Origin of the sequence: Psychrobacillus sp. NPDC093200, assembly GCF_050280345.1 — a bacterium.
In the GTDB taxonomy this organism is placed as follows: domain Bacteria; phylum Bacillota; class Bacilli; order Bacillales_A; family Planococcaceae; genus Psychrobacillus; species Psychrobacillus faecigallinarum.
Genome location: NZ_JBNNVC010000001.1, coordinates 445997 through 458696, shown reverse-complemented (window position 1 = coordinate 458696; position 12700 = coordinate 445997). Strand labels below are relative to the sequence as shown.

The following is a 12700-nucleotide window of genomic DNA, read 5'->3' as shown; positions in this document are numbered from 1 at the left end:
TTGTTCAATAGAGTATGCCTCTTTTAGCAGATTTTGATTGTTAAAAGAGGCATCAATCACAGTTTCTTCATAAATAATGGAGTTATTTTGCTTACCGGTCAGAAATCCGCGCTATCCGGTCATAAAATTTTTTATACGGTCATAAATCTGCTCTATCCGGTCATAAATTTTTTTATACGGTCATAAACCTCCGCTATCCGGTCTAAAAGTGAAGTTTGTTCAATAGAGTAAACTTTTTTAGTCAATTTCGGGTGCTAATTATGCTACAACGACTCATCTTGGAATATTTCTTAACATTTTAAACATAAGTACATACATAAAAACGTCTGAGCAACGAACTCAGACGTTTTTTTATAAAATGACCAGTAGCCAAATATATAGGCCCACTAATGTTATAAAAAGTGTTGGTACGGTAAGGACTATTCCAACTTTAAAGTATGTACTCCAGGAAACCTTTACTCCTTTACGAGACAGGACGTGCAGCCAAATCAATGTTGCAAGTGAACCGATTGGAGTGATTTTCGGTCCTAAATCCGATCCTATAACGTTCGCATAAATGAGTGCCTCACGCATAATGCCAGTTGTGGACGTTTCCGCAATGGCTAATGCATCAATCATGACCGTTGGAAGATTATTCATCACCGAGGAAAGAATAGCTGCGATAAAGCCCATGGAAATAGTTCCGACAAACAGACCATTATCTGAAGCGGATTGGATTACATCTGCCAAGATAGAAGTCATGCCAACATTTTGTAGTCCATAGACAACTACATACATTCCAATCGAAAAGAATACGATGTTCCATGGTGCTCCCCTCACAATTCTACCTGTTTCAATAGAAGGACTTCTTCTTGCCATCAGCAAAAAGAATATCGCTATAATTCCTACTACAAAGGAAACTGGTACCCCAATAAACTCACTAGAGAGGTAACCTATCAACAAAATAGCTAAGACATACCAAGAGAGCTTGAACATTCTCAAATCTCTAACTGCATCCATCGGCTCCTTTAAGTCAGCGGTATCATAATTCCTTGGAATACTTTTTCGGAAGAATAAATAAAGCACGACTACACTAGCTACCAATGAAAACAGGTTGGGCACGATCATTCGGGAAGCATATTCTACAAACCCAATACCGAAAAAATCAGCGGAAACAATGTTTACTAGATTGCTTATGATAAATGGAAGCGAGGTAGTATCTGCGATAAATCCACTTGCCATGATAAATGGGAATACCATTTTTTCATTGAAGTTTAAGTTACGTACCATAGCCAACACGATTGGTGTTAAAATCAGGGCTGCTCCGTCATTTGCAAATAATGCTGAGACCACAGCACCTAATACAGTTACAAAGATAAACATGCGTACTCCATTTCCCTTTGCAGCTCTTGCTACATGGAGTGCAGACCATTCAAAAAAACCAACCTCATCTAAGATTAAGGAAATAATAATAATCCCTATGAAGGCCAGAGTTGCATTCCAGACAATGCTTGTTACATCAAGTACGTCCTGAAAATCGACCACTCCTACTAAAAGGGCTGCTAATGCTCCTCCACAGGCAGACCAGCCAATCGACAAATTTCTAGGCTGTAAAATAACAAGCGCGAGCGTGATGATAAAAATAATAATTGCCAATACAGTTGAAACCACAAAAAGCCCTCCACTACTACCAATACTCAAATAATACTACTATAAAGGGTTGTTTGAATTTAGTAAATAGAAGCTGTGGAGTTTTGTTAAAGTATGTATCCATGCTAAAAACGAGAATACTGATTTAACAGCACTCTCGCCTTTTGTCTACTTTATCTGAATGGATGCTGACCCCTTTAAATAATTTGGATAAGCATCAAAAGGTAGCTTCACTGGATTCATAATATTTCCTTCAAGTTGTATACTGGCATATTGGTATTCCTCATCCTGCCAGCTTGACTGATATGGTATATCTACGTACTCTCCATTCGCATTCTCTCCTTGAGAAAATAAGGAATAAGTATGGTTTTCCTTAATAGGTTTATATTCCAGTTCCAAACCTTCTGAAAGAATTTTCGTAACTTTTATTTTTTCAAAGGAGGGTTGTTCTAAAATTTCCTTTTTACTAAAATCGACTAAAAGGTAGCTTTCCTTCTTCGGTAGTGCCTGCACTTTATCAAACTTTAAGTATAGCTCCTTTGGCTCTTTAAAATAATTACTTTGTAAAAAGAAGGTTTTCTCTAAATCTCCTATATCTCCAAAGCCAACTGAACCATTTCGAATAGAGCTCCAAATCTCTCCGTTTTCATCCTCTAGTCGGATATCTTCAAATTGTAGTAGCACCATATCATTTCCCTCATCAAAGCGCATGGTAAGTGCTACACGAAGTGGATAAATTTTTACTTCTTCTACGAAAACTTTTTGACCATCTATTACTACTTCTTCGTTTACCTCGAATACTTTACCGTTCATTAGGTCATTTTTAATCGTAAATGGAATTTCGAAGGACGTTAAATCTTCTCTACCCTCTTTGACTTCAAACTTAATAATAAAATCCTTCGTTTTAAATTTTTCTATATCAACAAAGGTAAAACTAAACTTATCTGTTTTTCGATTATCATCTTCCTGATTGGGAGAATTATACGCTATGGAGCCCACCAATTCTCTATCTCCATTCAAAAATTTTATATCTCCATAGTCTATATTTTTTATAGACCTTGGTGCTTCGAGTGTATAGAAAATTTCTGCTCCTGTCTCATCTATAATTACTCCATCTAATGTAAAGGTAATATTATTCCTCGTTTGACTGATAGCAATTGGCTCATAGTATTCATTTTCGATAATTGCTTCCAAGCCTTTATCGAACTCCGGCTGAAGTATATGCACAAATCGTTCCAAACCCGGTATGGATGCAACTGCACTTGCAAAAGCAGGAGAAACACGTATGGAAGTCGTAAAAGCCAGCATGAGGACAGCTGCCACTCCAAGAGTCCAAATTGTTTTTCTGCGTTTACGCCTTTTTGCCTTTGCTTTTTGAAGGCCTTCTTGAATCGCACTGTTTACCAATTCATCAGGAATCGAGACTTCTTCTAAACGTTTCTTTGATTCGTTTATCATTTCTTCCTCTCTCTCAAACATGATCGGCACCTCCTTTCTCCGATAAAAAAATTCTCAATGACTTTAGAGCTTTATTGAGCCGAGACTTTACCGTTCCTTCAGGAATATTCTCTATTTTTGCTATTTCCTTAATTTTAGAGTCTTGATAGTATTTCATATGAATGAGTTGCTGTTCCTTCTCCGACAGGGATGAAATTGCTTCATCTATTTCTAAATAAGAGCTGTTTTCGTCATATCTCAGTTCTTGAAGTACCTCCCCTGATATAAAGCGCCTATTTTTCTTTAACTGAGTTTGACAGTAATTGATCATGATTCTGACTAGCCAAGTTTTTATATATTTTGGTTCATTTACTGTATGAATTTTTTGATAGGCTCTAAATGTTACTTCCTGCATTGCTTCTATCGCCTCGTGCTCATTTTTCAGAAAAGCATAAGCCGTACGATAGAGAGCAGCTTTATGTACCTGCATTAATTGCAAAAAAGCCTGCTCATCTCTTTGTATTGCTTTCTTTGCAATTTCTAACTCTTCCACATGGACACCCCTTTTTGGCTTACTGATATACATTAGACACTCGAACAAAGAAAAAGTTCATTGAAAAATAAAATTTTTTACAAATAGAAACTCGATACTGCGAGTACATAAAAAGACTATAAACAAACTTCAAATTTCTTTGAGTTTGTTTATAGTCTGAGTTTGCGCTTTCACCTAAGAAGAAATTATGAGCTTATTTCACCCAACGGTCATAATTTTTTCTATCCGGTCGTAAATTCGAGCTATCCGGTCATAAATATTTTTATCCGGTTATAAATCACTGCTATCCGGTCATAAAATGAATTTTTTTCAATAGTTAGCCCAGCTGGGGGCTTTGATTAAGCTACAATAATTTTTTATTCATTTATTTAATCCAAGGTCATCAATTTGAGCCCAGTCATAAAGCTCACATGGATGATACGGAGAGCCATATTAATTAATACGAATCGTTGCCTCTTTTGTCAGGTTTTGACTCATGTCAGCATATAAAACAAACACGCGAGCAAGCTCTTTCAAACGAACATGGACATCTTTATCAATAATTTTATTATTTTCATCAAAGTGGCTTGTTTGAGTGTAAACGTAGTTTGGAGTAACTAAGCATTTAAAGTAGTCAAGTATTGGCTTTAGTTGGTTTTCTACTACTAGATGATGTTGGAAAGTCCCACCATTAGCAACAATGGAAACCGGCTTGTAACGCATCGATTTTGGATGCAAGAAGTCGAAAGTATTTTTTAATACGCCTGGAATAGACCCTTGAAAGATAGGCGTAGCAAAAATAAACCCGTCTGCCTGATCGAATTTGCTGACCAATAGCTTCATATCATCGTTATATTGCTGAAATGGTCGACCGTCTACAAATTGATGCTCATAGTTAGAAAGCTTAATGATTTCCAAAGTGTAGTCTTTATTTAATTCTTCTATATAGTCTTTCACTTGTTCTAATAACACACCTGTTTTCGTCCCGATAATCGTTCCGTCTACCAATAGAATTTTCACCTTAACAGAACCTCCTTTTTTCGCTCTTTATTATATCAAAAAAATAGCCCCATTTTAGTAGAAAATTTCTGTTTGATGAAGTTCATCCTTTTGACTGAGAAAGCTTGTTTCCTTTTTTCTTCTGGGCAATTCCCAGTATTAACCCGTCTAAAAGCGGGATAAACATAGATTAATGCAGTATATGCACTTTTTGCATGAACGACAATTACATATTTACCTCTATATCCCCTACTCCTGTTTTTCCTTTTCTACAAAGAGACCCTCTCTTTTCTCCCAGTTAAATAGCTCTTCTCTAGATATAGGCTGATCTTCTGTTGTCTCTATTGGTCTAGCATTTATAATATCTATATTTTGATATATATTTACTTTGCTTTTCTTTCCATAAAGCGCATAGTGATACATCGCATAAGCTAGCTGTCTCCCATGAATCGCTCTCATTTTTTTTAAGGGACCAACAAACACTGGATTTAGCACTTTAAATAACCCTTCGGAAACACGTTCACCCAGTCTAAATTCCTCTCTCCCACCAATTATCAAGGATGGTTTAAAAATAGAGAGACTCGGCATATTGAGCTCTATTAGCTCTTCCTCTAATCGTCCCTTCACCTGACTGTAGAAAAAAGGAGATTTTTTGTTTGAACCAACTGCAGAGATGACATAAAAATTAGGTATCCCTCTTTTTTTCGCTAAGGAAGCAATTTGAAGAGGATACTCTAAATCTACTTTTTGAAAATTTTCTTTTGTTTTTGCTTTTTTTATCGTTGTTCCTAAGCAGCAAAATAAATCATCCGCGATTTCTAAATCCTCTTCCTCTAGTCGATTAAAATCCTTTATTTTTACGTCTAGCTTTAGATGATCGTATTCCGGCTTTCTCCTTGTAATAATAGACACTGCTGCATATTCTTCACTCTCACATAATTGCTTTACTAAAAACTGACCCGTAAACCCAGTCGCTCCCACAACTATAGCCGTTCGCTTTGCCATTTTTATACCCCCTTCTTAATGCAAGACTGCACCTTTCCTGAATGTATTGTCATATACCCCTGTCCTTTTCCATACAATAGAAAGAATATGTCGGAAAGGAAGATGATGAAACTTGAAACTAGCTTACCTATTAAACACATTGCCTCATCGAGGATTATATCCTGCCGATCGTGCAAACAGTCTGATTTCTGCAATGAAGGCGAAGGAAAATAAAGTTTTTGTGCCTGCTTCTAATACAAGCCTGATTAACTACTTAGAAAAACAGCAGATTAAGCCCTGTTTGTATAAAACGAATGCTCAATTAGTGGCAGAAATGAATTCCTTCCAACCGGATTGCATTATTCATGATAGCGGCAATTCCGAGAAGGATCTTATTAAAAGATTAAAAAGGGATAACCGTTCCCTTATTCATTTTGATGATCATGGAGATGGTGGTATGCTTGCAGACATCGTCTTTCAAGCACTCTATGAAACTCCTAAAGAGATTTCAAAGGAAAACTACGTTTATGGTCCAATCGGCTATATACCAGTACACAAGATTGTTTATAAAAATAATAACATGCCGGACCTTCCCCCGCATATAGTGGTAGCTTTTCCACATGAAGACCCTGAAAATTTAACGTACCGTACACTAAGACATCTTGTTCAGCTTCATATTCCATTACGCATTAGCGTTCTTGTGAATGACCAATACAAGCACGATGTGACTGAGCTAAAGCGTTTCGCGCTTACGCGAAAATCCATTGGCATTATAAAAACCAATGAACCAGAAATTTATATTCCCTTAAGCGACATCGTTATAAGCTCTGGATCCTATGTCCCTTATTTGGTTTCACAATTTAATGTTCCTTGTATAATCCTATGCGCACATGAAGAAGAGGTTAACTATGGGTTCCCTACAGAAAAACATGGCTTCGCTAACCTCGGTCTAGGAAGAAAAATTAAACAATCCTATCTGCAAAATGCTGTGATGGAGATCATTCTTCATGAAAATCGTAAAAATGCTTATAAGTACAAACAAAAGCAGCTTGATTTTAGCAACCATTTAGAAGAAGTTGTTGGACTTATAGAGCAAGTTATAGTCTCAAAAAAAGAGGAAGAAGAAATTGCGCATTAAGTTAATATTTATGCTACAATGAAGCAAAAAGCTGAAGGTGAACATTCATGACAAAACAACAGCTACAAGCACAAATTGCTGAGTTGAAAATGGACTATATTCGATTACAAGGCGACATGGAAAAGCTTGAATCTAACGGACATCCTACTCAAGTAGAAAATGCTGAACGTAGACTAGCTAAAATGGAAGAAGACCTTGCAGAACTAAACAAACAGCTCGCTGAACTGTAAAACATATTTTTTCTGTTTGCAGACGGGAGAAATAGAATATGTAAAATCCGTCCCTCGATGGGTTGATTTCATAACTATTCCTGTCTGTAACTTCTGTAGAGCATATACAGAAAAAAATATCTTTGCGATGCATTTTTGAGCAGAGATACAGAAAAGATTATTGTTTTATTCGTTTGCGAGCTTTCTTTTTGGAGGAAAAAATCATATGTTAAACGTAGTAAATTTAGGACATACATTCGGAGATCGCACACTATTTAAAGAGGTTTCTTTTCGCTTAGTTGAAGGTGAGCATGTAGGACTTGTAGGGGCAAACGGTGTTGGAAAATCAACGTTGATGAGCATTTTAACTGGAGAAATTATATATGACGAAGGTCGAGTAGAATGGCTGCCTGGTACTCATTATGGATACTTGGATCAGCATACACGTTTACAGCCAGGTCGTTCTATGTTCGATACACTTCGTGATGCCTTCTTACCTCTTTATAAAAAAGAGGAAGAGCTGAATGAGATTATTGGAAAAATGGGTGATGCCACACCTGAGGAATTAGAAGTATTGCTTGAACAGATGGCAGAAATTCAAGACGCATTAGATGCTGGTGACTTCTACTCATTAGATATGAAGATAGAAGAGGTAGCTAGAGGACTTGGTTTAGATGCAATTGGATTAGATCGCCCAGTTGAGGCACTATCCGGGGGTCAGCGTACAAAGGTTTTACTTGCCAAGCTTTTATTGGAAAAGCCAAAGGTTCTTTTACTAGATGAGCCTACCAACTATTTAGATGAAGAGCATGTTAACTGGTTATCCAACTATCTAAAAAACTATCCACATGCATTTCTATTGATCTCCCATGATACAGAATTCATGAATGGAATTGTAGATGTCATTTTCCATTTAGAATTTTCGAAGCTTACACGCTACACTGCTTCCTATGAGAAATTTTTAGAGCTTGCGGAGCTAAATAAAAGACAGCATCTTGATGCTTATGAAAAACAACAGGATTTCATAAAAAAACAAGAGGAATTCATAGCAAAAAACAAAGCACGATACTCAACAACGGGACGAGCTAAATCTCGCCAAAAACAATTGGATCGTATTGAGCGCATTGACCGTCCGGAGACAGCAGCAAAGCCAGAGTTTGGCTTTAAGGAGTCTCGTAGCTCTGGGCGTTATGTAATTGAAGCGGAGCATTTAGAGATTGGTTACGACAAGCCACTTCTTCCACCTTTAACGTTTACGATTGAGCGTGGAGAAAAAATTGCCCTTGTCGGGATGAACGGAATTGGTAAATCTACCTTACTAAAAACGATGCTTGGGAAAATCCCTCCTATTGGTGGTAAAGTGATCCGCGGAGATTTCTTATTCCCTTCTTACTTTGAACAGGAAGTAAAAGCTGGTAACATTACACCAATTGAGTCTGTGTGGGAAACGTATCCAAGCATGGAGCAAAGTCAGGTTCGAGCAGCCTTAGCACGCACTGGCCTGAAAAGTGAGCACATTACTCGTCCCCTTTCCAGTTTAAGTGGTGGTGAGCAAGCGAAGGTCCGTTTATGTAAGCTGATGATGGAAGAAAGTAACTGGCTAATCTTTGACGAACCGACCAACCATTTAGATATCCATGCAAAAGAAGAATTAAAACGTGCGATGAAAGAATTTAAGGGCACGATTGTCCTTGTCAGCCATGAGCCTGAATTTTATGAGGGCTTAGTTACAAAAGTTTGGAATGTAGAAGAGTGGTTCTCTACAGGAAAAGAAATTATTGAAGAGTAAGATTTTGACCTAATAGATATAAAAAATCTGATCGTGAGATGTATCACGATCAGATTTTTTGAGTTCTTTGGTACTTTTTCTTTAAATTCATCTTATGTATTTGCCATTTCCTCTGTTAAGATTTTCTAACTGCGATATGAAAAAGAAATTAACAGGAAAAACGAGCTTGGAATTGTTTCCCCAAGCTCGTTCGCTTAAGATAATAATCGATGAAATTCAAAAAGCCTTACTAAAAAAATATAAAACGTGAAACCTATGACACGATTTCACGTCTCTTATTTGTAAGTGCTTCCTTAGATTAAGCAAAAGCTAACGATTCTTTTGCCATTTCATCATTCATAATCATTTCCTTTAAGCGCTGTTTTGCTCTGAATAATCGTGATTTTACTGTTCCAATAGAAACCTTCATGACCTCAGCAATTTCATTCAGTGAAAATTGATGAACGTAAAAGTACATTACAGTTTTTTGGTAAATGGCATCTAGCTCAGAAATTTTTGTACGAACAATTTCGCAAACATCTTCTTTTTCCAGCTGCTCCTCTACAGATAAAACGTCTGATGCGATGAGGTCAAGCAAGGAAATATCTAATTGCTCTGGTTGGTTGGCTACGTATTTACTACGTCTGACTTGCTTACGATAGCGATCGCGGAATGTATTCATACAAATAGTAGTCAGCCATGCTTTAATATGATCTACTTCCTTCATATAAGACTCGTACCTTACAACTTTCATCCATACCTCTTGCATTAAGTCTTCTGCCTCTACAGGATTTTTTGTTAGTTTCAAACATAAATAATATATGTAACGGTTATATTCTTCGTATATATTTTCAATTGTAATTTGCATTTTAATATCCTCCGGTTGGCTTTTCTTTATAACTATATAATGCCAAACCATAACCTTACCCTCCATCGGATTCTCTTTCAGAAAAATTACAAACGTGTAAGAAACCATAAAAACGTACTAGAAAGTTTCAAGATAAGTACTAACTATAGATGATTGATTTTCGCTTTAGGCGGGTGCGTTCCGCGGCGTGCAAAATCTTGGGGTACAAAAAAACACAAGAGAAATTAATCCTCTTGTGTTTCATTTGAAGCATCTTCTGTGTCCTTAGTAATTGTTACCCGGACGATTCTATTGCGCTCCATTTCATTTATTTCTATATAAAGGTTTTCAAAACGGAATTTTTCATTTTCTTCTGGCACATGACCAAGCTGCTCTAAAACGAGCCCGCCTATTGTATCATTCTCTGTTTCAATAGCAAGCTTAAGCATTTCATTTAGCTCTTCAATTTCAAAGCGTCCAGAGCATACAATTTGGCTTTCGGATGATTCAAATAGAAGAATTTCTTCATCATCATCCGTTTCATCCTCAATCTCTTGACCAATCATCTCTTCTATTAAATCTTCATGAGTCACAATACCAAGAGTACCGCCATATTCATCTAATACAATAGCCATATGCTTCTTATGATTGAGCATAAGCTTAAACACTTTTTCCACACTTAGCGTTTGTACTACAAACAATGGCTCTTTATCAATTATATCTTCTAGAATAAGAGATGGCTCAATCGACCACTCTATTAGTTTTTTAGAATAAAACATCCCAACAATTGTATCTAAGCTATCTTCATATATAGGATAGCGTGTGTACGAATGCTCTAAAATTGTATCCCTTACTTCCTCATAGGTTGCCTCGATTGGGATACCTACTACGTCTGTTCTATGAGTACAGAGAACATCTGAGACATCCTTATTTGGGAAATCTAGAATCCCTCTTATTCTCTCTGACTCCTCTACCTCGAAGGTGCCATCATTTGATGCTAGATCCACCATTGATAGCAGCTCTTCCTTTGTAATCATTGTCTCTTTTACTGCACCATTTGATCCTATTCTGATTAGCATATTCGTAAACTCAGCAATCAAGAAGGTCACTGGTCGAAGTATTGCCACTAAGAATCTTATAAAAGGAGCTACCATGTAGACAACCGTTTCTGAAAAAGTTGCAGCGATCGTCTTAGGCAATACCTCACAAAATAATATAATAAATGCTGCTACAACTACTACAGACCAACCAATATGCAAATCATAATAATCCGCTATCAATATGGCTAGTAACGTCATGGATGTATTTGCTACTGTATTACCAATGAGGATAGTAATAATCATCCGGTCCGGCTTCATCAGCTGGGCAAGTAATTTTACTGCTGCTACCTCCCCCTGCTCAGCTTTCAGCTGGACCTTGGTCCTATTTACTGTCATTAATGCTGTTTCGCTTCCTGAAAGAAAAAAGGAAACCACGATAGACACAGCTAAAAGTACAAATTCTATGTACAATTTTATATCCTCCTATTTATTCACGTTCAAATCTCTTCTTATAACTATAGCATACTGTCATTTTAGTTGTCACAAAACAAACGCGATTCAAAAGCTATGGAATAAAAAAGTCCAAGCCTATGTTTCCACAAAATAAATGAGAAAAAGGGATGAAAAATTTCCTATTTGTAAACTCTTCCCCACTAGACTTCAAGGTGTTTTAGTTCATTAATAAACAAATTTTCTACTCCTTTAGCGGACTATAGGCTAGCAGCGTAAACGAAGTAAATACTCTTATGAAAAAATACACCTTTTAGAAAGCCTGATTTAAAAATGATAGTCATCTTCAGAAATGACGATTTCCTTTGGATCATACGGTTCAATATGTACAAAGGTTACCGCCTGACTATTTAATGATTCTATCCGTTTTTCAATTCTATCGGAGATATCATGTGAGCGCCTAACGTTTAAATGTGGATTGACACTAATAGTAATATCAATTAACATCATACCTCCATGCTGACGACCGCGAATTTCATTAATTTCACGAACTTGCGCCATATTTTCCACTTCTGCACGGACTTGGGCTAAGAATTTACTATCAAATCCATCAGTTAATAGATATACAGCTTCTTTAAAAATATCTATTGCTGTTTTGATTATAATAACTCCAATGATAAAAGCTGTAATTGTATCAATTATAGGGAATCCAATAATTGCCGCTACAATACCAATTGCTGTTCCAATACTTACAAAAGCATCCGAACGATTGTCGTAAGCAGCAGCCTTTACAGCAGTACTTTTTACTTTTTCAGCTAGCTTGTAGTTGTATTTATATACAGCAAACATAATTGCGGCACTTATAAGTGACACAAAGATTGTTATTATTTCCGGATCTTCATTTGTCGGATGTAACATATTTTCTACAGCTGAGATCAGTACCTCGATCCCTACATATATCATAATGAACGAAGCTATTAAAGAGGCTACTGTTTCTGCACGAAAATGGCCATAACGGTGGTCATCATCTGGTGGTCGCTGTGAAATACGTAGCCCGATCAGTACTGCCACGGATGCAATAATATCTGTAGTATTATTAAGACCATCCGCACGTAATGCCTCTGAATTTCCGAAATATCCAACTGTTAATTTAAATACACTTAACACAATATATGTGACTATAGATAAGTATGCGCCTTTTTCACCTGCGCGCAAGTTTGTGTATAGCTCCAAAATGTTTCCCCTCCGCAACTTCCCTAAAAACACGAAAGAGGCTACCCATTGCCTAAACGACAATGGGTAACCTCTATAGTTAGTTTTTTCATTATAGCATTTGTTCGTATTTAAAGATAGTTTTACGTGTAGTACTCTTGAATTTCCATTTTTGAAACTTTATAAACGAATCCAGTTAATTAGGAAAATCGTGAACATGTAATACATAGAATGACTTCCACATAAATTCTTTCTGAAAAAACATAACAAAACGTGTGAAGGATAAGCCATCCCCATGTAATACTTCTGTCGCTAAAATTAACACGATAAATTTTCGTGTGTAAAACTTTAAATCATCTTGTCCCTTGTTAGATATAGATTAGGTTTGTGGCGTTCAATTTTAAATGGTTACTTTCACTGTTCTTTTTTATGATATTCGAATCTTGTATATTGAA

The 12700-nt window shown here is 36.6% G+C and carries 11 protein-coding genes; 3 read left to right on the top strand and 8 right to left on the bottom strand.

Annotation, left to right across the window (positions count from 1 at the left end; all coding sequences use genetic code 11):
* Positions 1-351: 351 nt before the first annotated feature.
* The 5 genes from ACQKNZ_RS02195 to ACQKNZ_RS02175 form a co-directional block, all read right to left on the bottom strand.
* A complete protein-coding gene (locus tag ACQKNZ_RS02195; RefSeq protein WP_151111441.1) occupies positions 352-1650 on the bottom strand; it encodes an arsenic transporter in 1299 nt (432 codons plus the stop codon).
* A gap of 147 nt (positions 1651-1797) precedes the next feature.
* Complete coding sequence (locus ACQKNZ_RS02190; RefSeq protein WP_427657827.1) at positions 1798-3108, bottom strand: DUF4179 domain-containing protein; 1311 nt, start codon at positions 3106-3108, stop codon at positions 1798-1800.
* Positions 3101-3619 carry a sigma-70 family RNA polymerase sigma factor gene (locus tag ACQKNZ_RS02185; protein ID WP_427657825.1) on the bottom strand — a complete coding sequence of 173 codons (519 nt, stop codon included), beginning with the start codon at positions 3617-3619 and terminating at the stop codon, positions 3101-3103. The genes ACQKNZ_RS02190 and ACQKNZ_RS02185 overlap by 8 nt, the downstream gene beginning before the upstream one ends.
* Positions 3620-4051: 432 nt before the next feature.
* Positions 4052-4618 (bottom strand): NADPH-dependent FMN reductase, encoded by a 567-nt coding sequence (locus tag ACQKNZ_RS02180; RefSeq protein ID WP_144539898.1) that lies wholly within the window; start codon positions 4616-4618, stop codon positions 4052-4054.
* A gap of 228 nt (positions 4619-4846) precedes the next feature.
* Positions 4847-5602 carry an NAD-dependent epimerase/dehydratase family protein gene (locus ACQKNZ_RS02175; RefSeq protein ID WP_427657823.1) on the bottom strand — a complete coding sequence of 252 codons (756 nt, stop codon included), beginning with the start codon at positions 5600-5602 and terminating at the stop codon, positions 4847-4849.
* Positions 5603-5714: 112 nt separating this feature from the next.
* Here ACQKNZ_RS02175 and ACQKNZ_RS02170 point away from each other — a divergent pair, with 112 nt between their 5' ends.
* The 3 genes from ACQKNZ_RS02170 (at position 5715) to ACQKNZ_RS02160 (ending at position 8717) form a co-directional block, all read left to right on the top strand.
* Complete coding sequence (locus tag ACQKNZ_RS02170; protein ID WP_427657821.1) at positions 5715-6719, top strand: hypothetical protein; 1005 nt, start codon at positions 5715-5717, stop codon at positions 6717-6719.
* Positions 6720-6766: 47 nt separating this feature from the next.
* Positions 6767-6949, top strand: a complete 183-nt coding sequence (locus ACQKNZ_RS02165) for an SE1832 family protein (RefSeq protein WP_144539904.1) — start codon at positions 6767-6769, stop codon at positions 6947-6949.
* A gap of 205 nt (positions 6950-7154) precedes the next feature.
* Positions 7155-8717 (top strand): ABC-F family ATP-binding cassette domain-containing protein, encoded by a 1563-nt coding sequence (locus ACQKNZ_RS02160; protein WP_144539906.1) that lies wholly within the window; start codon positions 7155-7157, stop codon positions 8715-8717.
* Positions 8718-9015: 298 nt separating this feature from the next.
* On the opposite strand, the gene ACQKNZ_RS02155 is transcribed toward ACQKNZ_RS02160, so the two are convergent.
* The 3 genes from ACQKNZ_RS02155 to ACQKNZ_RS02145 form a co-directional block, all read right to left on the bottom strand.
* Positions 9016-9564, bottom strand: coding sequence for an RNA polymerase sigma factor (locus tag ACQKNZ_RS02155; protein ID WP_144540056.1), 549 nt, complete (start codon positions 9562-9564; stop codon positions 9016-9018).
* A 224-nt stretch (positions 9565-9788) separates the two neighbouring features.
* Positions 9789-11054 (bottom strand): hemolysin family protein, encoded by a 1266-nt coding sequence (locus ACQKNZ_RS02150; protein ID WP_427657819.1) that lies wholly within the window; start codon positions 11052-11054, stop codon positions 9789-9791.
* A 306-nt stretch (positions 11055-11360) separates the two neighbouring features.
* Complete coding sequence (locus ACQKNZ_RS02145; RefSeq protein ID WP_427657817.1) at positions 11361-12266, bottom strand: cation diffusion facilitator family transporter; 906 nt, start codon at positions 12264-12266, stop codon at positions 11361-11363.
* Positions 12267-12700: the final 434 nt, after the last annotated feature.